The following is a 22,764-nucleotide window of genomic DNA, read 5'->3' on the forward strand; positions in this document are numbered from 1 at the left end:
AGGGCACCGGGTATGACAGCGGGCCGGTGTCCGCCCGAAGACGGACACCGGCCCGGTGTCTGGTCGGCGCTGGGTCAGCCGCCGGTGAGCTTCTCACGAAGCGCCTGCAGCGCCTCGTCGGAGGCGAGCGCACCCTCGCTCGGCGACGACGGCGCCGGCGAGGACGAACGCGACGACGAGGACGAGGACGAGGAGGACGACGACGAGGACCGCTGCTGCGGCTCTGCCGAGTCACCTGAGGAGTACGAACCCGCGTCGCCGGCCTCGAGGTCGGCCTTCGCGGCATCCTCGACCTGGCGCTTGTGGGCCTCCCAGCGCGCGTGCGCCTGGGCGTACTGCTCCTCCCAGACCGCGCGCTGCTCGTCGTAACCCTCGAGCCACTCACCCGTCTCCGGGTCGAAGCCCTCCGGGTAGATGTAGTTGCCCTCGTCGTCGTACGACGAGGTCATGCCGTACAGCGTCGGGTCGAACTCCTCATCGGAGGTCAGCGCCTGCTCGTTCGCCTGTTTGAGCGACAGCGAGATGCGGCGACGCTTCGAGGTCGATGTCGATGATCTTGACCATCGCGTCGTCGCCGACCTGCACGACCTGCTCGGGGATCTCGACATGGCGCTCGGCGAGCTCGGAGATGTGCACCAGGCCCTCGATGCCCTCCTCGACGCGCACGAACGCACCGAACGGGACGAGCTTGGTGACCTTGCCCGGCACGATCTGGCCGATCTGGTGGGTCCGGGCGAAGTGCTGCCACGGATCCTCCTGGGTCGCCTTCAGCGACAGCGAGACCCGCTCGCGGTCGAGGTCGACATCGAGCACCTCGACGGTGACCTCGTCGCCGACCTGGACGACCTCGCTCGGGTGGTCGATGTGCTTCCACGACAGCTCGGAGACGTGCACCAGGCCGTCGACGCCGCCGAGATCGACGAACGCACCGAAGTTGACGATCGACGAGACGACGCCCTTGCGGACCTGCCCCTTCTGCAGCTGGGTGAGGAAGTTCTGGCGAACCTCCGACTGGGTCTGCTCGAGCCACGCGCGACGCGACAGGACGACGTTGTTGCGGTTCTTGTCGAGCTCGATGATCTTCGCCTCGAGCTCCTGGCCGACGTACGGCTGGAGGTCGCGGACGCGGCGCATCTCGACCAGCGACGCGGGCAGGAAGCCGCGCAGGCCGATGTCGAGGATCAGGCCGCCCTTGACCACCTCGATGACGGTGCCGGAGACGACGCCGTCCTCGTCCTTGATCTTCTCGATCGTGCCCCAGGCACGCTCGTACTGAGCGCGCTTCTTGGACAGGATGAGCCGGCCCTCCTTGTCCTCCTTCTGGAGAACAAGGGCCTCGACCTCATCGCCCACCGAGACAACCTCTTGCGGGTCGACGTCGTGCTTGATCGACAGCTCGCGGGAGGGGATGACACCTTCGGTCTTGTAACCGATGTCGAGCAGGACTTCGTCCCGGTCGACCTTGACGATGGTGCCTTCGACGATGTCGCCGTCGTTGAAGTACTTGATGGTCTTGTCAATGGCCGCGAGGAGTTCTTCCTCGGATCCGATGTCATTGACGGCGACCTGCGGAGTGGAAGGCGCCGGGGGTGCCTCGATGCTGCTCGTCATGTGGTGGTGAGCTCCGATGGGTGGATGTAGGTAGTTCCGACGCGCAGGCAGACCTTTTATCGCGAAATGCCGAGGGGTATGTTGCCCGACAGGGCGCGAGCAGCGCCTGCTCCGTCCGAGGCCATGCAGACTGACTACGCGGCGTCAAGACTACGCGGTCGCGCTCTGATGGGTCAACGCGGGTCGCCGCTAGCGCTGCGGGGCGAGAAATGCCGCCAATGACGCGGCATACGTGGGTACGTCGGCCGCCGCCATCAGCTCGCGCGCGGAGTGCATCGCCAGTTGTGCCGCACCGACGTCGACGGTCGACAGCCCCGTACGCGACGCCGTGATCGGCCCGATGGTCGAGCCGCACGGCAGGTCGGCGCGGTGCACGTAGCGCTGCATCGACACGCCGGCCTGGTCGCACGCCAGCGCGTACGCAGCCGCGCCCGCCGCGTCCGAGGCGTAGCGGAGGTTCTGGTTGACCTTGAGGACCGGCCCGCCACCCACCTCGATGCGGTGCTCGGGCTCGTGCCGGTCGGCGTAGTTCGGGTGGGTCGCATGCGCCATATCGCCCGATGCGCACACCGAACCCGCCACCGCGCGCAGGAACTCGTTGCGCGCACCGCCCGCCGCGAGAACGATCCGCTCCAGCGTCGTGGCGAGCAGGTCGGAGTGCGCACCGCGGTCGGACATGCTGCCGACCTCTTCGTGGTCGAACAGCGCGAGCACCGGCACCGTGTCGCGCGCGGGGCTCGCAGCGGCGCTCAGCAGTGCGTGTAGCCCCGCGAAACAGGTGCATTGGTTATCGAGTCGCGCGGCGCTGACGAGGTCGCCATCGCGCCCGACAAGACTGCTCGGTGCGACGTCGTGTGCCATCAGCTCCCAGCCGAGCACGTCGCTCTCCGCCACCCCGAGCTCGGCAGCGACGAACGCGCGTACCGAGGAAGCGGACGTGCCGACTCCCCACACCGCGTCGACATGACGCTGCGGGTCGAGCTCGACCCCCTTGCGGTCGCTCGCGAGATGGATCGCGAGCTGCGGTACGCGCAGGATCGGTCGCCCGACGTTCAGCAACACTTCGTCGGAAGTTCGTCCGTCGCGGACGCTGACGCGCCCCGACAGCCCCAGATCACGGTCGAGCCACGAGTTCAGCCAGGCACCGCCGTACGGCTCGAGCCCGACGAGCTGCCAACCGGCGCGCGACAGGTCGGGGTGCTGCTTGACCCGGAGGTTCGGGCTGTCGGTGTGTCCGCCGACGACCCGAAACGGCGAGGCCGGGCCGTCGGCCGACTCCGTGCTCCAGGCGACGAGCGAACCGCCACGTACGACGTAGTAGCGCCCGGGCGTCGACGGCCAAGTGTCTCGCTCTGCCAGCCGGGTGAAGCCGTCGGCGTCCAACGTCGACGCGACGGTCGCGCAGACATGGAACGGCGACGGCGATGCGTCGACGAAACGGCACAACTGCGAGGCGCTCGCGCGCGAGGCGAGGTCGTCCGGCACGTTCTTCGTTTGCGCTGCCATATGGCGTGCATGGTATCCGCAACGTTGTGTCGCGAAACCTCCACCCGCCCACGTCATCGACGAGACGGCGACAGCCGACTGCTCGGGCACCCGGAGTCGTGGACGACTGACGATTCGTGGTCAGTGGGCGGCGTCCTGCCAGGTGCGCCCGAAGCCGACCGAGACATCGAGCGGGACCGCCAGGTCGGCGGCCGACGCCATCTGCTCGCGGACGAGCGCCTCGACCCGCTCATGCTCGCCGGCGGCGACCTCGAGCACGAGCTCGTCGTGGACCTGCAGCAGCATCCGTGACGTCAGGTCGGACTCCGCGAGCGCCCCGTGTACGCCGAGCATGGCAACCTTGATGATGTCGGCCGCCGAGCCCTGGATCGGTGCGTTGAGGGCCATCCGCTCCGCCATCTCGCGGCGCTGCCGGTTGTCGCTGGTGAGGTCCGGTAGGTAGCGTCGCCGGCCGAGGATGGTCTCGGTGAACCCGGTCTGGCGTGCCTCGTCGACGACACCGTGCAGGTAGTCGCGTACGCCGCCGAAGCGCACGAAGTACTCCTCCATCAGGCCCTGCGCCTCGCCGGTCTCGATGCCGAGCTGCTGACTCAGGCCGTAGGCCGAGAGCCCGTACGCGAGCCCGTAGTTCATCGCCTTGATCCGGCTGCGCATATGGGGGGTGATCTCGTCGGCATCGACCGCGAAGACCCGCGATGCCATCGCCGTGTGGAAGTCTTCGCCGGAGTTGAACGCCGCGATCAGGCCGGCGTCCTCCGAGACGTGCGCCATGATCCGCATCTCGATCTGGCTGTAGTCGGCGGTCAGCAGGTCGTCGTAGCCGGGACCGACACAGAACGCGCCACGGATCCGCCGGCCGGACTCGGTGCGGATCGGGATGTTCTGCAGGTTCGGGTCGGTCGAGCTCAGTCGGCCCGTCGCCGCGATCGTCTGGTTGTACGTCGTGTGGATCCGGCTGTCGCTGGCCACGGTCTTGCGGAGGCCTTCGACGGTCTGGCGTAGTCGGCTGACGTCGCGATGTGTCAGCAGGTGCGAGAGGAACGGGTGCTCGGTCTTCTCGAACAACGACTGCAATGCGTCGGCGTCGGTGGTGTAACCGGTCTTCGTACGCTTGGTCTTCGGCATGCCGAGCTCGTCGAACAGCACCACCTGCAGCTGCTTCGGCGAGCCGAGGTTGATCTGCTTGCCGATCACCGCGTACGCCTCGTCGGCCGCGTCGCGTACCCGCGTGGCGAACTGCGACTCGAGCTGCTCGAGGTCGGCGTCGTCGACGGCGATGCCCGTGCGCTCCATCTCGGCCAGCACGCTGAGCAGCGGCAGCTCGAGGTCGCGGAGCAGCTCGGCGGCGCCGTGCCGCTCGAGATCGGTGTCGAGCTCGGCCGCGAGCTCGAGCGTCGCCCGCGCACGTACCATCGCCGCGTCCGCGCCGGCCTGCTCGCCGGTGTCGAGCGTCAGCTGGCCGGCGTCCGCGGAGTCATCGGCCAGCTCGCGGCGCAGGTAGCGCAGGGTCAGGTCGGCGAGGTCGTACGAACGCTGGTCGGGCTTGACGAGGTACGCGGCGAGCGCGGTGTCGTGCTCGACGCCACGCAGCTCGATGCCGCGAGCCCGCAGCGCGAGCATCGGACCCTTGGCGTCGTGCAGCGCCTTCGACACGTCCGCGTCGCCCAGCCAGCCCGCGAGAGCGCGCTCGTCGTCCGGGCCGAGCTCGGCGAGGTCGACCCAGGCCGCCGGCCCCTTCGCGGTCGCGATCGCGACCGACCGCACGTCGCCCGCTCCAGCGCCCCAGACGCCGTCGACGTGGAGTCCGGCCCGCGCGCCGTCGCGGGCGTGGGCGTCGAGCCACTCGCCCAGCGCACCCGCCACCGGGATCGTCGCGTCGATGTCGAAGCCCTCGTCGGAGACCGGCTCGTCGGACGACAGCGTCGCGAACAGCCGGTCGCGCAGCACCCGGAACTCCAGGCCGTCGAACACCTCGTGGATGGCGTCGCGATCCCACGTCTTCAGCGCGAGTTCGTCCGGGCCGAGCGGCAGGTCGAGGTCGCGTACGAGCGCGTTGATGCGGCGGTTGCGGATGACGTCGGAGAGGTGTTCGCGCAGCGACTCCCCCGCCTTGCCCGGCACCTGGTCGACGTCGCGCACGATGCCGTCGAGCCCGTCGAACTTCGCCAGCCACTTGGCGGCCGTCTTCGGACCGACACCGGGTACGCCCGGCAGGTTGTCGCTGGTCTCACCGACCAGCGCCGCGACCTCGGGGTACCGCTCCGGTGCGACTCCGTACTTCTCCTGCACCGCCTCCGGCGTCATCCGCGCCAGGTCGGAGACACCCTTGCGGGGGTAGAGCACGGTGGTGTGGTCGGTGACGAGCTGCAGGGCATCGCGGTCGCCGGTGCAGATCAGCACGTCAAAGCCGGCCGCCTCCGCCTGTGTCGCGAGCGTGCCGATGATGTCGTCGGCCTCGTAGCCCTCCCGCTCCAGGCTGGAGATCGCGAGCGCGTCGAGGACCTCCTTGACGAGCGAGACCTGACCCTTGAACTCCGGCGGCGACGCCGAGCGGTTGCCTTTGTACTCGGCGTACTCCTCCAGCCGGAACGTCTTGCGGGAGACGTCGAACGCGACCGCGACGTGGGTCGGCTCCTCGTCGCGCAGCACGTTGATGAGCATCGACGTGAACCCGTACACGGCGTTGGTCGGCTGGCCCGTGGTGGTCGAGAAGTTCTCGACCGGGAGCGCGAAGAACGCGCGGTACGCGATCGAGTGGCCGTCGATGAGCAGGAGGCGGTTGGCTGCAGCGGTGTCCACCCGGCGAGCCTAACGGCGCGGTCCGACAACCCGCACGGGTGTCGGGCAGTGCCGGGTCAGACCGACGAGCCCGGCCGGACGTGCGACTGCCGGCGGCGCATCGTGCGCCGCAAGGCGATCAGCCGGCCGGTGAACCTCGAGCTCGTCGCGATGCCCGCGAACCTCGACCCGAGCGCGCTGACCTGCGCCGCGCGTACGACCGCGACCTGACCGAAGCCGATGCGATTCAGGAATCGGTTGGCGTCTCGGGAGTCGGCGGGCGAGACGGCCATCATCACCTCGCAGTTGACGTCCTCGGCCCAACGTACGCCCGCGGAGATCAGACTCGACGCGATCAGCCGGCGGCGGTGACGGGGTGCGACATGGAGGTCGGTGACGACGATGACCTTCTCGGTCTGGATCAGCGACAACAGCTGCCGGCGGAATGCGATCGCACCGACGACGTCGCCGTCGCGGACGGCGACGAGGATCTTGCGGTCGGGATCGGAGAGCTGCTCGCTCAACGCGTCGGCGGCCTCGGCCACCATCGGCTTGCGGTGGATTCCCGACGCCGTCTCACTGTCGTACGACTCGATGTCGACGGCGTTGCACTGGTCCCATACCTCGATCAGGGCGGCGGCGTCCTCGATCTCGGCGTCTCGCACCACGATGGATACTCGCGACAACCTGACGCTCCTCATCTAGGTACCGGACGTTCACGGACCCCGCGGCTGACAGACTACGCCGGAGCAGGTCCAACGTCACCCGCAGGTCCACAGGAGTGAGGAACGCACTTGTTCAGGGGCGAAGGAACCGTCATCAACGTCGTCGCGGTGCTGATCGGCTCGGGTATCGGGGTCGCGGTCGGGCACCGGCTGCCGCAGCGTACGCGCAACGCGGTGACCGATGCTCTCGGCCTGGTGACGCTGCTGATCGCCGCGTTGGCCGCGATGGCGGTCACCGACTCGGCATTCACGTCGGAGGTCGGACCGGACGCACCCGTGCTGATCGTGCTGGGGTCGCTGCTGATCGGCGGAATCGCCGGGTCGCTGGCGGGCATCGAGCTGCGGTTGGAGGCGTTCGGCGGGTGGCTGCAGAGTCGGCTCAGCCGACGAGAGACGTCGGAGGAACGCGTCCGGTTCATCGAGGGGTTCGTCTCCGCGTCGCTGGTGTTCTGCGTCGGGCCGCTCACGGTGCTCGGTTCGCTCAACGACGGTCTCGGCAACGGTTCGGACCAGCTCGTGCTGAAGTCCGTGCTCGACGGCTTCGCAGCGATCGCGTTCGCCGCCTCCCTCGGCATCGGAGTGATGGCCTCGGCCATCGCGGTGCTCGCCGTGCAGGGCTCGCTCACGGTGGTCGGGCTCGCGCTCGGCTCGTTCCTTCCCGACGCTCATCTTGCTGCGTTGACGGCCACCGGAGGGCTGCTGCTGGCAGGGGTCGGCATCCGGCTGCTGCAGCTCAAGGCGCTCCCTGTGGCCGACCTGCTCCCAGCCCTGATCGTCGCCCCGATCTTGACCGAAATCGTCGTCCTCATCCGTTAGACCGGACTCTGCCGCCGTTGTGCAACGGTTACAACACGATCATCCGATCGGCATCTCCCGCTCCGGTCGACCCGCTATGCTCCCGCAGAGTCCATGAGACGGGGAGGGTGCTCTGTACCCTCCCTGTTGCATGAACTGGCCGTTACCGACCACCCGACAGGAGCCTGATGTGCGACTGCGCGTAGCAGCTGTCCTCGCACTCCTCATGGGAGCATTCCTCTTCACCTGGGGTTCGGCGGCGCAGGCCGCGCCCGGAGAGCAAGCCCCATCCGCCAGCACCCCGTTCGCCGCCGACAAGGACAAGGACAAGGGCCCGGTCACCGTCATCTCGGGTGTTCTGCAGAACACCGCCGAAGGCAACGAAGCGGTGCCGGGAGTGACGATCCGGGTCACGACGTCCGAGGGTGACACGCTCGAGACGGAGAGCGACGAGAGCGGGCGATACCAGCTCAAGGTGCCCGCCACGGGCGAGACCAAGATCGAGCTCGTCACGGACACTCTCCCCGAGGGAGTCCAGCTCCGCGAAGGCATCCAGAACCCACTCACGGTGACGCTCGACTCAGGTCGACCGTCGCTCTCGACGGTGTTCGCGGTCGGGCCGGACAACCGTGCGGTCGAGTCCTGGTACGACCGCGTGCCGCAGACGATCTGGGACGGCGCGTACTTCGGCATCGTGCTCGCGCTCGGCGCGCTCGGCCTGTCGATGGTCTTCGGCACCACCGGCCTGACGAACTTCTCCCACGGCGAGCTCGTCACGTTCGGCGCGATCATGACCTACGTCTTCAACGTCGCGATCGGCTGGCCCATCTGGGTCGCCGGACTCCTCGCGATGATCTGTGCGGCGGCGTTCGGCTATCTCCAGGACACGCTGTTCTGGCGAAGACTCAGGCACAGGGGCACCGGGCTGATCGCGATGATGATCGTCTCGATCGGCCTGCAGTTCCTGCTGCGCAACGCGTACCAGTACGGCACCGGCGGGCAGACCCTGAACTACGACGACTACATGACGCCGGACGCGAGCCACGCGCTCGGTGTCGACTACACCACCCGTGACCTGATCATCATCGCGATCGCCGTCGTGCTGCTGCTGTCGGTGACGATCGCGCTGCAGAAGACCCGGATCGGTCGGGCGACCCGCGCGGTGGCCGACAATCCCGCACTCGCCGCGTCCTCGGGTATCAACGTCGACCGGGTGATCACCGTCGTCTGGACGGTCGGCACCATGCTCGCGGGCGCCTGCGGTGTGATGCTCGGCTTCACCCAGTCGGTGAAGTTCGACCTCGGTGCTCAGGTGCTGCTGGTGATGTTCGCCGCGATCACGGTCGGAGGACTCGGATCGGTCTGGGGCGCCATCATCGGCTCGGTTGTCGTCGGCATCCTGATCGAGATGTCGACGCTCATCATTCCCGCAGAGCTGAAGATCGCGACCGCACTGTTCGTCCTCATCGTCGTTCTGATGGTCCGGCCGCAAGGTCTGCTGGGCCGCAAGGAACGCGTGGGATGATCGGGAGAGGGAGAAACTGATGGACTGGTCAATTCTCGAGAACGCCCTCCAGGCGGCGGTCGGTACCTCGGCGATCTACTTCTGCCTCGCCGCCATCGGCCTCAACGTGCAGTTCGGCTACACCGGGCTGATCAACTTCGGTCAGGCCGGATTCCTGGCGCTCGGCGCGTACGGCCTCGCCGTCTCGGTCGCGTCCTGGGGCCTTCCGTTCTTCGTCGGGATCGGGTTGGGACTCGTGCTCAGTGCCGTACTGGCCCTGCTGCTCGGTATCCCGACTCTGCGCCTACGGGCCGACTACCTCGCCATCGCGACGATCGCCGCGGCGGAGGTACTGCGCCTCGTGCTCGGCGGCACCTGGAAGGACACGCTGGGCGGGCGCACCGGCATCAACGACTTCACCGAAGCCTTCTACAACGCGAACCCCTACTCCGGCTCGATCCTGGGGTTCCGCTCCGACGAGTTCTGGGTGATGACGGTCGGCTGGGTCGTGGTCGCGCTGTCCAGCGTGTTCGTCTGGCTGCTCGTCCGTTCGCCGTGGGGCCGGGTGCTCAAGGCGATTCGTGAGGACGAGGAGGCCGCTCGCAGCCTCGGTAAGAACGTGTATGCGTACAAGATGCAGGCGCTCGTCCTGGGAGGCATGATCGGCTGCCTCGGCGGGTTCGCCATCGCGATCGCGCAAGACGCGGTGCAGCCGAACAGCTTCAACCTCGACATGACGTTCATCGTGTTCACGATGCTGATCCTCGGCGGCGCGGCCCGGGTGATCGGCCCGGTGTTCGGGGCGATCGTGTTCTGGGGCCTGCTGTCCTTGGTCGACGGGGTCCTCTCGAAGCTGACAAGCGGCAGCGACCCGACGATGCCGACCTGGTTGATGGACGGGCAGCAGGTCGGCCCTGTCCGGTTCATGCTGGTCGGGCTTGTGCTGATGCTGCTGATGATCTACCGCCCGCAGGGAGTCTTCGGAGACCGGAAGGAGATTGCGCTCGATGCCCGCTGACGCAACGGCCCCAGAGCCGACACAGAACGCGACCGATCCCAATGAGCCGATCCTGGTGGCCGACAACGTCGTACGCCGGTTCGGCGGCCTGACCGCGGTCGACGTCGACCATGTCGAGGTCCCGCGCGGCAAGATCACCGCGCTGATCGGACCGAACGGCGCCGGCAAGACGACGTTCTTCAACCTGCTCACCGGCTTCGACCAACCCGACACCGGCTCGTGGACGTACAACGGTCACGACCTCGCCGGCGTGCCGGCGTACAAGGTGGCGCGGCGCGGCATGGTGCGTACGTTCCAGCTGACGAAGGTGCTCGCGAAGCTGTCGGTGATCGAGAACATGCGGCTGGCCGCCACCGACCAGCGCGGCGAGCGGTTCTGGTCCGCGCCGTGGGCGGCACTCTGGCGAAGCCAGGAGCGTGAGGTCACCGAGCGGGCGTACGCGCTGCTCGAGCGGTTCAAGCTCAAGGAGAAGGCCGACGACTTCGCCGGGTCGCTTTCGGGCGGCCAACGCAAGCTGCTCGAGGTCGCGCGCGCGCTGATGGTCGACCCGGAGCTCGTGATGCTCGACGAGCCGATGGCCGGTGTCAACCCGGCGCTCAAGCAGTCGCTGCTCGGACACGTCAAGTCCCTGCGCGAAGACGGTATGACGGTGCTGTTCGTCGAGCACGACATGGACATGGTCCGCGATATCTCCGACCACGTGATCGTGATGGCTCAGGGCCGCATCGTCTCCGAGGGCACCCCGGACGACGTGATGAGTGACCCGAAGGTCATCGACGCCTACCTCGGCGAACATCACGACACCGATATCACCGAAGAGCGCGAGGCGGCCGAGCTCGCCGAGAAGATCGCCGAAGCCGGCGGCAAGTCCGAGCATCTGGAGGGATGAGCATGAGCGACAGTGAAGCCGCGGTCGACTCGCCCGACCTGGGCGAGGCCGCGCAGAAGGAGCGCGACGCGCACCTCGCCGCCGCAGACGGCGCCATCCTGCGTGCGGATGACCTGATCGCCGGCTACCTGCCCGGCGTCAACATCTTGAACCACACCGACCTGTACTGCCAGGAAGGCGAGCTCGTCGGCATCATCGGGCCGAACGGCGCGGGCAAGTCGACGCTGCTCAAGGCGCTGTTCGGATTGGTCACCATCCACTCCGGCACGGTGACGCTTCGCGGCAAGGAGATCACGAACGAGCGCGCCGATACGCTTGTGAGCAAGGGCATCGGCTTCGTACCGCAGACCGAGAACGTCTTCCCGAGCCTGTCGATCGAGGAGAACCTGCAGATGGGCTGCTATCAGGCCCCTGCGAAGTTCGGCGAGCGGCTCGAGGTGGTCGGAGACATCTTCCCGGCGCTGATCGACCGCAAGACACAGCGCGCCGGCTCGCTGTCCGGCGGCGAGCGGCAGATGGTGGCGATGGGCCGGGCGTTGATGATGGACCCGTCCGTCCTCCTGCTCGACGAGCCGTCCGCGGGCCTCTCCCCCGTCCTGCAGGACGAGGTGTTCGTACAGACCCGCGCGATCAACCGGGCCGGGGTCTCGGTGGTCATGGTCGAGCAGAACGCCCGCCGCTGCCTGCAGATCTGCGACCGTGGGTACGTCCTCGACCAGGGCCGCAACGCGTACACCGCCCCAGGTCGCGAGCTGATGAACGACCCGAAGGTGATCGAGCTCTACCTCGGAACGCTCGCCAAGGCCGACTGAGGTCTCGTACGCTCGCCAAGGCCGACTGAGGTCTCGTACGCCCGCGCATCGGCCATGGCGCCGCCCGGAAACGCAGCCGGGCGAGAACGCAAGGGTGAACGAGGATCGGGGTCCACGTACGAACGCGCACTGAACGGACCGGATGCCGCATCAACCCGAGATCTGGGCTGAAACGGCGGAGCCGCCGCTCTGTCAGTCGTCACGACCCGTCGTTTCGGCCCAGATCTCGTAGAACGGCCACGCCGACGCGAGCGGCTGCCGTAAGAGAAGCTCCGCCACACAACGAGGCCCCGGAACGCTTCCGCGTTCCGGGGCCCGATTGCTTACTGCGGCTACGGCCTACTTGTTCGGGCCGATGCCCGCCGTCTCCATCTCCGGGATGATCTTCTTCGCCTCGTCGAACGAGATCAGCACGATCGCGTCCGGATCGGCCGATGCGATCTCGTCGACCTCGGCGGAGAAGTTCGGCGACTCCGGCGAGTACAGCACGTTCGCCACGACCTCGCCGCCCTGCTCGGTGAAGTACTTCTCCACATTCTCGGCGAGCGCCTCACCGTACGCCTCCTGGCGGGCCATGATCGCGACGTTGGTGAAGCCGTCCTTGCCGAGCTGGTCGGCCATCACCCGGCCCTGCAGCACGTCCGACGGAGCCGTACGGAAGTACAGACCCTTGTCGTCCTTGGTGTCGAACGCCGTCGAGGTGTTCGCCGGCGAGATCTGCAGGACACCCGCGTTGGTGATCTGCTTGAGCACCGCGAGCGACACGTCCGACGACGCGGCCCCGACGATGACGTCGACATTCGCCGACAGCAGCTTGTTCGCCTGCTCCGGCGCGATGTTCGGCGTACCGTCGCCGGAGTCGGCCTCGGTGATCGTGGCGTCCTTGCCGAGCACGCCGCCGGCCTTGTTGATGTCCTCGATCGCGAGCTTGACGCCGGCGGTCTCGGGCGGCTCCAGGAACGCGAGGTCGCCGGTCTGCGGCAGCAGCGTGCCGACCTTGAACTGACCGTCGCTCTTACCCGTGCCCTCGATCTGCTGGCCGGCGCTCGGAGCGGGGTTCTCGGTCACCTCTCCGGTGACGTAGTCGATGTTGTGGAAGGTGTTGTCCTCGCCGTACTCGAAGATGCCGATCGTCGCGGCGGAGGGGCTACCCGTGTCGTTGAAGTTGATCGGGCTGCTCACACCTTCGTAGTCGACGTCCTTGCCACCGCTGAGCAGATCGGCGCACTCCTTGAACTCGGTGCACTTCGTTCCGGGGGGTGCCGAAACGCCCTGCATCTCCTTCGCGATGGCCTTCGGATCGTCGGTGTCGGCCGCGATCGCCGACAGTGCGGTGACCACCGTCGCGTCGTACGACTCGGGACCGTACGTGAAGCTGTCGAGCTTGCTGTCGATCGACAGCAAGCGCTTGCGGAAGTCGTCGCCCAGCTCGGCGCCGGGGTACGTCGCCTTCACGCCCTTGAGCGTGCCGGGATCGAAGTCCTTGCTGTAGTCGGCGGTGTTGCCGTCGACGAAGTAGACCTGCTTGTTGCTCGTGGTCTGACCGGCCGCTGCGGCGCCGCTGTCGTCGCTGCCGCTGCTGTCGTCACTGCCGCCGTCGTCGTCGTCGCCACCGCAAGCGGCGAGTACTAGCGCGGTCGCCGCGGCTACCGCCGCGAGCCGGACCGCCGTTGAGGGGCGTCTCATGGATCCTCCGGGTTGTTCGTCTCAGACGCGCACTCCGCGCACACCTGGGCGCACGGCTCGCGACCGTTTCAGTGCCTAGAAACTAGCGCGTATTTGTCACACACATGCATCGGTTACGCAATCGACGTTCGATGTTGCGAAGTTGTGACCTCGCGGCCGTCAATCCGCGCGGCCGTCGCCGTCGTCCGCCCCGTCCGCGATGCCCGGTCCATGGTCGACGACGCCCGCTGCGACCGCCTTCATGGACAACCGTAGGTCCATCGCGGTCTTCTGGATCCAGCGGAACGCGTCCGGCTCGCTCAGCGAGAGCGTCTCCTGGAGTACGCCCTTGGCGCGGTCGACGAGCTTGCGGGTCTCGAGCCGTTCGGTCAGGTCGTCGACCTCGTTCTCCAGCTCGATCAGCTCGACGTACCGGCTGACGGCCATCTCGATCGCGGGCACGAGGTCGGTCTTGCTGAACGGCTTGACGAGGTACGCCATCGCGCCCGCGTCACGCGCCCGATCCACCAGCTCACGCTGACTGAATGCGGTCAGCATGACCACCGGAGCGATTCGTTGCGTCGCGATGCGCTCGGCCGCAGCAATCCCGTCGAGCTTCGGCATCTTGATGTCCATGACGACGAGATCCGGCCGGAACTCCTCGGTCAGCCGGACGGCCTGTTCGCCGTCGGACGCCTGCCCGACGACCTCGTAACCCTCCTCCGAGAGCATCTCCGCGAGGTCGAGTCGGATCAGCGCTTCGTCCTCCGCGATGACGACGCGACGGCTCGGGGTCGTGGGCGAGGCTGGTGTTGGCACGTGAGAAGGTTATCCCGCGCCGCTGGTGCGTACGCAGGTGGCGCGAGCCGGGTTGGCGGAATAGGCAGACGCGATGGTCTCAAACACCATTGTCCGAAAGGACGTGCGGGTTCAAGTCCCGCACCCGGCACATTCACATGGTGGGCAGCTTGCCGCCGCGGGCGAGCGGGGCGTTGCAGATGGTCGGCGACATGACCTCCGCCGGGCTCCCCCAGCCTGCGCACTGGTAGTCGGAGTGGCCGTACCAGTCGTGGCCGAACTCGTGCGCCGCGAGTAGCGCGTCGTCGTTCACACCGCCCATGTACAACGCGATCCGCTGACCCTGACCCCAGTTGCAGCCGACGATGTTGCCGCCACCCCCGCAGTCGGTGATGTAGCTGTTCCGGCACTCGACGGGCGTACCCCCGCCCTCGGTGAGCCCGTTCCAGGCGGCGGCACCCTGCCTGATCGCCGCGGCGTACGGCTCGCAGGACGCCTCGAGGTAGTAGCTGCGGTCGTTCGGGGTGTCCCAGCCGGCGGCCGGCGCAACCGCGACGGTGTCGGGAGTGACATCGTGTACGGCCGGTGCAGCACCGGCCTGGGTGACCGTGCCTGCGAACGCCGCGGCGACACCTGCGGCGACGATTCCGAACCTTGTGAAGACGTGCTTGATCATGCCGATCTCCTTCGTCCGAGGGACGGCCGGGGTCTCCGGCGATCCCGCCATACCTGGCGGAACCTCACCTACCCAGGACGAGCGAAATCATGCGCCGCACTACTCGATCGACTCGTCGCCGCGGTACGCGGGAGCGATCTCGTTGATCGCATCACCCATCCGATGGATGCGCAGCGCATTCGTCGAGCCCGGGATGCCGGGCGGGCTGCCCGCCACGATGACGACCTGCTCGCCCTCGACGCAGTGCCCGCTCTCCAGCAGGCTGCGATCGACCTGGCGCACCATCATGTCCGTGTGCTCGACGCGGCGGGCCCAGAACGACTCGACGCCCCAGCTCAACGCCAGCTGCTCGCGTACGACCGGGTCCGTCGTGAACGCGATCACCGGCACCCGGGAGCGGTAACGCGTGGCGCGCCGCGCGGAGTCGCCGGACGTCGTGAACGCGACCAGGTACTTCGCGTCGACGGCCTCGGCCACTTCGGCCGCAGCCTTGCAGATCACGCCGCCGCGGGTACGCGGCTTCCAGTCGATCGCGGCCATCTGCGAGAGACCGTGGTCCTCGGTCGACCCCACGATCCGCGCCATCGTCTCAACTGTCTCGACCGGATACTGTCCGACACTGGTCTCGCCCGACAGCATCACCGCGTCCGCGCCGTCGAGGACGGCGTTCGCGACGTCGGAGGTCTCTGCGCGGGTCGGACGCGGCGACGAGATCATCGACTCCAGCATCTGGGTCGCCACGATGACCGGCTTGGCATGCGTACGCGCGCGCTCGATGATCTTCTTCTGCACGAGTGGCACGAACTCGAGCGGCAGCTCGACGCCCAGATCACCGCGCGCGACCATGAAGCCGTCGAAGACGTCGACGATCTCCTCGAGGTTCTCGACCGCCTGCGGCTTCTCGATCTTGGCGATGACGGGCCGCAGCACGTCCTCGTCGCGCATGATCCGGCGTACGTCCTCGGCGTCGGCGGCGTTGCGTACGAACGACAGCGCGACGAAGTCGACACCGGTGCGCAGGGCCCACCGCAGGTCGTCGACGTCCTTGTCGGACATCGCCGGCACGCTGACCTGTACGCCGGGCAGGTTGATGCCCTTGTGGTCACTGACGGTGCCGCCGACCTCGACCTCGGTCTCGACCTCGCTGTCGGTCACCTTGGTTGCGCGCAGGCGTACCTGCCCGTCGTCGATCAGGATCTCGTCGCCGACCTTCACGTCGCCCGGGAGGCCCTTGTAGGTGGTCGAACACGTACTGCCGCCGCCCTCGATGTCTGCGACCGAGATCGTGAAGGGGTCACCTGTGTTGAGTGTCTGCGGCCCGTCGGCGAAAGTGCCGAGGCGAATCTTCGGTCCCTGCAGGTCGGCGACGATCGCAATCGCCTTGCCGAGCTCCTTGCCGGCGGCCCGCACGTGCTCGTACGAGCTCGCGTGGTCATCGTGGGTGCCGTGGCTCAGGTTGAGTCGCGCGACGTCCATACCTGCCCGCGCAAGGGCGAGTATGTCGTCGTACGAACTGGTTGCGGGACCGAGAGTGCAGACGATCTTTGCTCTACGCACGGCTCCACCCTAGGGGTTACCCACCCGTCAACGAAATTGTTCGACGCAAAAACAAACCAGAAATCTCGGCGGGCCCTCCGTCACACGGCGAGCGGCCGCGCGGTCGGCGGGATCGGAGCGGGTAGTCCACTCGTGCCACCGAGGTACGCGTCGACTCCTGCGGCGCACGAACGCCCCTCCGCCAACGCCCAGACGATGAGCGACTGACCCCGCCCGGCGTCGCCGGCCACGAAGACGCCATCGACACTCGTCATGTACGTCTTGTCGCGTGCGACGTTGCCGCGCTCGTCCAGATCGACACCGAGCTGCTCCACGAGCCCTTCGCGCTCCGGACCCGTGAAGCCCATCGCGAACAGGACCAGCTGCGCCGGGATGTCCCGCTCGGTGCCGTCGACCTCGGTCATCGCGCCGTCGACGAACTCCACCTCGACGATGCGCAGTCCGCGTACGCTCCCGCCGTCGCCCAAGAACTCCTTGGTGGACACGGAGTACGTGCGCTCGCCGCCCTCCTCGTGCGCCGACGCGACGCGATAGATCATCGGGTACGTCGGCCACGGCTGGTTGTCGGGCCGTTCGTCGGTCGGGCGCGGCATGATCTCCAGCTGGGTGATCGACCGCGCGCCCTGGCGGATCGCGGTGCCGAGGCAGTCGGCGCCCGTGTCGCCGCCGCCGATGATGACGACGTCCTTGCCGGCGGCGGTGATCTGGTCGGCCACCTCCTCGCCGAGCGAGACACGGTTCGACTGCGGCAGGTACTCCATCGCCTGGTGGATGCCGGCCAGCTCACGGCCGGGTACGGGCAGATCCCTGCGTACGGTCGAGCCGACCGCGAGTACGACGGCGTCGTACCGCTCACGTACGGCCGCACCGGACAGGTCGTCGCCCACCGCGACGTTGGAACGGAAGACCGTGCCCTCGCGCCGCATCTGCTCGATCCGCCGATCGACCTGTACCTTCTCCATCTTGAACTCAGGGATGCCGTACCGCAGCAGGCCGCCCGGCTTGTCGTCGCGCTCGTACACCGCGACCGTGTGTCCCGCGCGGGTGAGCTGCTGGGCCGCGGCGAGACCGGCCGGACCGGACCCGATGACCGCGACGGTCTTGCCGGTCAGCCACTCCGGCGGCTCCGGACGTACGAGGCCCCGCTCCCACGCCTTGTCGATGATCGAGACCTCGACGTTCTTGATCGTCACCGCGTCGCGGTTGATAGCGACGACGCAGGCCGTCTCGCACGGCGCCGGGCAGAGCCGACCGGTGAACTCCGGGAAGTTGTTCGTCGCGTGCAGGCGCTCGATCGCGCCCTCCCAGTCGTCGCGCCACACCAGGTCGTTCCACTCGGGGATGAGGTTGCCGAGCGGGCAACCGCTGTGGCAGAACGGGATCCCGCAGTCCATGCAGCGGCCCGCCTGCTCGGTGATGATCGGCAGCAGCGCCCGACCCGCGCCCCCCGGGTAGACCTCCTGCCAGTCGCCCGTGCGCTCCTCGATCGGCCGACGCTCCGCCACCTCGCGCGGCGTACGCATGAATGCCTTCGGGTCAGCCATTGATCGCCGCCTCCATCATCTTCGCCGTCGTGTCGACCTCACTCAGACCACCTTGCCTGGCGGCGTCCTGGGCCTCGAGAACCTTGCGGTACGTGACCGGGATGATCCGGGTGAACCGGGTCAGATTCGCGTCCCAGTCGGCCAGCAACGCCTCGGCCACCGTGGAGCCCGTCTCCTCGTGATGGCGCTGGACGAGGTCACGCAGCTCGTCCGCCTCCTCGCTGCGCAACGGGCTCAGCTCGACGAGCTCGTGGTTCACCTGGCGCTCGTCGAGGTCGAGCACGTACGCCGAACCGCCGCTCATCCCGGCCGCGACGTTGCGTCCGGTCGTGCCGAGTACGACCGCGATGCCACCCGTCATGTACTCGCAGCTGTGATCACCGACTCCCTCGACGACCGCGGTCGCTCCCGAGTTGCGGACGCAGAACCGCTCGCCGACCCGGCCCCGGATGAACATCTCGCCCGCAGTCGCTCCGTAGCCGATCACGTTGCCGGCGATGATCTGCTCGGCGGCATCGAAGGTCGCCGCGCGGTCGGGGCGTACGACGATCCGACCACCCGAGAGTCCCTTGCCCAGATAGTCGTTGGTGTCTCCTTCGAGCCGCAGCGTGATGCCGCGCGGCACGTACGCGCCGAACGACTGCCCGGCCGACCCGGTGAACGTCACGTCGATCGTGTCGTCGCCGAGGCCATCGCCTCGGTAGCGCTTGGTGACCTCGTGCCCCAGCATCGTGCCGACGGTGCGGTTGACGTTGCGGATCGGGATCTGCGCCCGCACGGGCTCGCCGTGCTCGAGCGCGTCGTACGACAACGCGATCAGCTCGTTGTCGAGTGCCCGCTCGAGCCCGTGGTCCTGTCCGCGCGTACGCCGCAGCGCCGCGCCCTCGGGCAGGTCGGGCTTGTGCAGGATCGGCGAGAGGTCGAGCCCGCTTGCCTTCCAGTGGTCGACGGCTCGACGTACGTCGAGCGTCTCGACCTGACCGATCGCCTCGTCGAGCGAGCGGAACCCGAGCTCGGCGAGCAGCTCGCGTACCTCTTGAGCGATGTACTCGAAGAACGTGACGACGAACTCCGCCTTGCCGCTGTACTGCTCCCGCAGCTCGCGGTTCTGCGTGGCGACGCCGACGGGGCAGGTGTCGAGGTGGCAGACCCGCATCATGATACAGCCGCTGACCACGAGCGGCGCGGTCGCGAAGCCGAACTCCTCCGCGCCGAGCAGTGCAGCGACGACGACGTCACGACCGGTCTTCAGCTGACCGTCGCACTGCACCACGATGCGATCGCGAAGACCGTTCAGCAGCAGGGTCTGCTGGGTCTCGGCGAGGCCGAGCTCCCACGGCCCGCCGGCGTGTTTGAGCGACGTCAGGGGCGACGCGCCCGTGCCGCCGTCGTGTCCGGAGATGAGCACGACATCCGCGTGGGCCTTGGACACGCCTGCCGCGACAGTGCCGACGCCGGTCTCCGATACCAGCTTCACATGGACGCGGGCCTGCGGGTTCGCGTTCTTCAGGTCGTGGATGAGCTGCTTGATGTCTTCGATCGAGTAGATGTCGTGGTGCGGCGGCGGCGAGATCAGCCCCACCCCGGGCGTCGAGTGTCGCGTCTTCGCGATCCAGGGGTAGACCTTGTGCCCGGGCAGCTGACCGCCCTCCCCCGGCTTCGCACCCTGCGCGATCTTGATCTGCAGGTCGTCGGCGTTCGTGAGGTACTCCGACGTGACGCCGAATCGGCCGGACGCCACCTGTTTGATCGCGCTGCGACGAACGGGGTCGTACAGCCGGTCGGAGTCCTCACCGCCCTCGCCCGTGTTGGACTTCGCGCCGAGCCGGTTCATCGCGACCGCCAACGTCTCGTGCGCCTCCTGGCTGATCGAGCCGTACGACATCGCGCCCGTCGAGAAGCGCTTGACGATGTCACTCACCGGCTCGACCTCGTCGACCGACACCGGCTCGCGTACTCCGTCGCGGAAGCGCAACAGCCCGCGCAGCGTCATCAGCCGTTCGGACTGGTCGTCGACCAGCTTCGTGTACTGCTTGAAGATGTCGTACCGCCCCGTACGCGTGGAGTGTTGCAGGCGAAACACCGAATCGGGGTCGAAGAGGTGCGGCGCGCCGTCGCGCCGCCACTGGTACTCGCCGCCGATCTCCAGCTGCCGCCGGATGAGCGGGATGCCGTCGGTCGGGTACGCCTGCGCGTGCCGGGCACACACCTCGTCGGCGATCACGTCGAGCTCGACGCCGCCGAGTCGAGACGTCGTACCGGTGAAGTACTCGTCGATGACGTCCTGCGACAGGCCGATCGCCTCGAAGATCTGCGCACCGGTGTACGACGCGACCGTCGAGACGCCCATCTTGCTCATCACCTTGAGCACACCCTTGCCGAGCGCACGTACGAGGTTGCGTACTGCCTGCTCGGGTTCGATGTCGGTGAGCCAGACGCCCGAGCGAGCGAGGTCCTCCGCGCTCTCCATGGCGAGGTACGGGTTGACGGCGGAGGCCCCGTACCCGATCAGCAGAGCGACGTGGTGCACCTCGCGTACGTCTCCCGCCTCGACGACCAGCGCCGCCTGCGTACGGGTCTTCTCGCGTACGAGGTGGTGGTGCACGGCGCCCGTCAGCAGCAGCGACGGGATCGGTGCGAGCTCCGTCGTGGCATGCCGGTCGGACAGGACGATGATGCGTGCACCGTCCGCGATCGCCTCCGACACCTCGCGGCGGATCTCGTCGAGCCGCTCCTCGAGAGCGTCGCCGTCGCCGGCAACCCGGTAGAGCCCTTGCACGACGTGCGTCTGGAAACCGGGGAGATCGCCGTCACGGTTGATGTGGATGATCTTGGCGAGCTCGTCGTTGTCGATCACGGGGAACGGCAGCTGCACCATCCGACACGAGGCGGCGCCGGGGTCGACGAGGTTCCGCTCAGGGCCGATCAGCCCCGCGAGCGACGTGACCATCTCCTCGCGGATCGCGTCGAGCGGCGGGTTGGTGACCTGAGCGAACTGCTGGCTGAAGTAGTCGAACAGCTGCCGCGGCTTGTCGGAGAGCGCGGCGATCGGGCTGTCCGTGCCCATCGACCCGATCGGCTCGGCGGCGTTCTGTGCCATCGGCGCGACCAGGACGCGCAGCTCCTCCTCCGTATAGCCGAACAACTGCTGGCGCCGCTTGACCGACGCGTGCGTGTGCACGATGTGCTCACGCTCGGGGAGGTTCTCGAAGCGGATCAGCCCGGAGTACAGCCATTCGTCGTACGGGTTCGCGGTGGCCAGGTCGCCCTTGATCTCGTCGTCGTCGACGATGCGGTGCTCCTGCAGGTCGGCGAGGAACATCCGGCCGGGCTCGAGGCGGCCCTTTCGTACGATCTTAGACGGATCGACGTCGAGGACACCGGTCTCGGATGCGAGCACGACCAGCCCGTCGTCGGTCACCCAGAAGCGCCCGGGACGCAACCCGTTGCGGTCGAGGACCGCGCCGATCTGGTTGCCGTCGGTGAAGACGACGCAGGCCGGACCGTCCCATGGCTCCATGACCGCCGAGTGGAACTCGTAGAACGCGCGCCGCCGAGGATCCATGTCCGGCTGGTTCTCCCACGCCTCCGGGATCATCATCATGACCGCGTGCGGAAGGCTCCGGCCGCCGAGATGCAGCAGCTCGAGCACCTCGTCGAACGACGCCGAATCACTGGCGTCGTCACTGCAGATCGGGTACAGGCGGTTGAGGTCGCCCGGGATCAGATCGCTCTCCAGCAGCGCCTCCCGCGCGCGCATCCAGTTGCGGTTGCCGCGTGCGGTGTTGATCTCGCCGTTGTGCGCGATGAACCGGAACGGATGCGCGAGCGGCCAGCTCGGGAACGTGTTCGTCGAGAAGCGGCTGTGCACGACCGCGAGCGCGGACGCGATGCGCTCATCGAGCAGGTCGGGATAGAACGCGTGGAGCTGTTCTGTCGTCAGCATTCCCTTGTACGTAAGGGTGCGCGCGGACAGCGACGGGAAATACACGCCGGCCTCATGCTCGGCGCGGCGACGCAGGCAGAACGCCTGCCGGTCGAGCGCGATGCCCGTGATCCGACCCGCCGCACCCGTGACGAACAGTTGCGAAATGGTCGGCATGCAGCCGAGGGCCGTCGCACCGAGGATGCCCGGCTCGGTCGGCACGTCTCTCCAGCCGACGACTCGCAGCGACTCCTCGGAGGCGATCTCCTCGACCGCGGCCCGCGCCTTCGCCGCGTCATCCGCATCGGCCGGCAGGAACGCCAACCCGACCGCGTACGCACCTCGCGGCGGAAGATCGAAGTCGACCACCGATCGGAGGAACTCGTGGGGAACCTGCAGCAGGATGCCGGCACCATCGCCGGAGTCCGGCTCTGCCCCGGACGCGCCGCGGTGGTCCAGATTGCGCAATGCCGTGAGGGCCTTGTCGACGATGTCGTAGCTCGCATCGCCGGAAAGCGACGCAACGAACGCGACACCGCACGCATCGTGCTCGTGCGCGCCGTCGTACAACCCCTGGGCGGGAGGGAATGCATGCATGAGCATCGCTCCTGTCGTCTGGCATCGAGATGGGGTGAGATGCCCGCCATCGTGGTGATGGGACGACGTTGGCCCAAGTCCATCCAGATTACATGACGTGCCCGGCGGAGCGCCAAATCGAGGGGTGGCTTCGGTTGCTTGTCGGCTTACCCGACCCTTCGCCTCCCGCCTTCACCGCTTCCCGTCTGCGTCGGTGCCGACGCCCGGGGCTGCGACGAAGGAATCTGCCTTTGGCCGCACCGTCTGAGCCAAAGGCAGATTCCTTCGTCCACTCTGACGAAATCCGCGCAACCAAACATCGTCCGCCGTCTCCGGCACATATGCGTTCGTCTCGACGGAGTCAGCGGCGCCGGGCCCAGCCCTG

At 67.7% G+C, this 22,764-nt stretch carries 14 protein-coding genes, 1 tRNA gene and 1 pseudogene; 6 read left to right on the forward strand and 10 right to left on the reverse strand.

The genetic code is table 11. The features are described from left to right. Positions 1-74 precede the first annotated feature (74 nt). The 4 genes and pseudogenes from rpsA to L0C25_RS22855 form a co-directional block, all read right to left on the reverse strand. Positions 75-1,611: pseudogene (gene rpsA, locus L0C25_RS22840) on the reverse strand (30S ribosomal protein S1). Between the two features lie 189 nt (positions 1,612-1,800). Beyond that, positions 1,801-3,117 (reverse strand): M18 family aminopeptidase, encoded by a 1,317-nt coding sequence (locus tag L0C25_RS22845; RefSeq protein WP_271634109.1) that lies wholly within the window; start codon positions 3,115-3,117, stop codon positions 1,801-1,803. A 120-nt stretch (positions 3,118-3,237) separates the two neighbouring features. Further along, positions 3,238-5,916, reverse strand: coding sequence for a DNA polymerase I (gene polA / locus L0C25_RS22850; RefSeq protein ID WP_271634111.1), 2,679 nt, complete (start codon positions 5,914-5,916; stop codon positions 3,238-3,240). A gap of 56 nt (positions 5,917-5,972) precedes the next feature. Continuing rightward, positions 5,973-6,581, reverse strand: a complete 609-nt coding sequence (locus L0C25_RS22855) for a GNAT family N-acetyltransferase (RefSeq protein WP_271634112.1) — start codon at positions 6,579-6,581, stop codon at positions 5,973-5,975. Positions 6,582-6,689: 108 nt separating this feature from the next. Here L0C25_RS22855 and L0C25_RS22860 point away from each other — a divergent pair, with 108 nt between their 5' ends. The 5 genes from L0C25_RS22860 to L0C25_RS22880 all read left to right on the forward strand — a co-directional run bounded on the left by L0C25_RS22860 (position 6,690) and on the right by L0C25_RS22880 (position 11,638). Continuing rightward, positions 6,690-7,436, forward strand: coding sequence for a DUF554 domain-containing protein (locus tag L0C25_RS22860; RefSeq protein ID WP_271634114.1), 747 nt, complete (start codon positions 6,690-6,692; stop codon positions 7,434-7,436). A 169-nt stretch (positions 7,437-7,605) separates the two neighbouring features. Beyond that, positions 7,606-8,940, forward strand: coding sequence for a branched-chain amino acid ABC transporter permease (locus L0C25_RS22865; protein WP_271634115.1), 1,335 nt, complete (start codon positions 7,606-7,608; stop codon positions 8,938-8,940). A 19-nt stretch (positions 8,941-8,959) separates the two neighbouring features. After that, positions 8,960-9,937, forward strand: coding sequence for a branched-chain amino acid ABC transporter permease (locus L0C25_RS22870; RefSeq protein ID WP_271634116.1), 978 nt, complete (start codon positions 8,960-8,962; stop codon positions 9,935-9,937). Next, positions 9,927-10,826 carry an ABC transporter ATP-binding protein gene (locus L0C25_RS22875; protein ID WP_271634117.1) on the forward strand — a complete coding sequence of 300 codons (900 nt, stop codon included), beginning with the start codon at positions 9,927-9,929 and terminating at the stop codon, positions 10,824-10,826. The genes L0C25_RS22870 and L0C25_RS22875 overlap by 11 nt, the downstream gene beginning before the upstream one ends. Positions 10,827-10,828: 2 nt before the next feature. Next, positions 10,829-11,638 (forward strand): ABC transporter ATP-binding protein, encoded by an 810-nt coding sequence (locus L0C25_RS22880; protein WP_271634118.1) that lies wholly within the window; start codon positions 10,829-10,831, stop codon positions 11,636-11,638. A gap of 339 nt (positions 11,639-11,977) precedes the next feature. Here L0C25_RS22880 and L0C25_RS22885 read toward each other — a convergent pair whose 3' ends face one another. Both L0C25_RS22885 and L0C25_RS22890 read right to left on the reverse strand, forming a co-directional pair. Continuing rightward, complete coding sequence (locus L0C25_RS22885; protein ID WP_271634119.1) at positions 11,978-13,324, reverse strand: DUF1871 family protein; 1,347 nt, start codon at positions 13,322-13,324, stop codon at positions 11,978-11,980. Between the two features lie 159 nt (positions 13,325-13,483). Further along, entirely contained in the window at positions 13,484-14,122 is a 639-nt protein-coding gene (locus L0C25_RS22890; protein ID WP_271634121.1) for an ANTAR domain-containing response regulator, read from the reverse strand. A 46-nt stretch (positions 14,123-14,168) separates the two neighbouring features. Here L0C25_RS22890 and L0C25_RS22895 point away from each other — a divergent pair. Continuing rightward, a tRNA-Leu gene (locus L0C25_RS22895) sits at positions 14,169-14,252 on the forward strand. Positions 14,253-14,255: 3 nt separating this feature from the next. Here the strand turns inward: L0C25_RS22895 and L0C25_RS22900 are convergent. From L0C25_RS22900 to gltB, 4 genes are all read right to left on the reverse strand, one after another. After that, positions 14,256-14,777, reverse strand: coding sequence for a hypothetical protein (locus L0C25_RS22900; RefSeq protein WP_271634123.1), 522 nt, complete (start codon positions 14,775-14,777; stop codon positions 14,256-14,258). Positions 14,778-14,876: 99 nt separating this feature from the next. Beyond that, positions 14,877-16,334 (reverse strand): pyruvate kinase, encoded by a 1,458-nt coding sequence (pyk, locus tag L0C25_RS22905; RefSeq protein ID WP_271634125.1) that lies wholly within the window; start codon positions 16,332-16,334, stop codon positions 14,877-14,879. Positions 16,335-16,414: 80 nt separating this feature from the next. Further along, positions 16,415-17,878 carry a glutamate synthase subunit beta gene (locus L0C25_RS22910; protein ID WP_271634126.1) on the reverse strand — a complete coding sequence of 488 codons (1,464 nt, stop codon included), beginning with the start codon at positions 17,876-17,878 and terminating at the stop codon, positions 16,415-16,417. Then, the gene (gene gltB / locus L0C25_RS22915) at positions 17,871-22,400 is read right to left on the reverse strand and encodes a glutamate synthase large subunit (RefSeq protein WP_271634127.1); all 4,530 of its coding nucleotides are present in this window, start codon (positions 22,398-22,400) and stop codon (positions 17,871-17,873) included. The genes L0C25_RS22910 and gltB overlap by 8 nt, the downstream gene beginning before the upstream one ends. Between the last annotated feature and the right edge of the window lie 364 nt (positions 22,401-22,764).

Origin of the sequence: Solicola gregarius (genome assembly GCF_025790165.1) — a bacterium.
In the GTDB taxonomy this organism is placed as follows: Bacteria; Actinomycetota; Actinomycetes; order Propionibacteriales; family Nocardioidaceae; genus Solicola; species Solicola gregarius.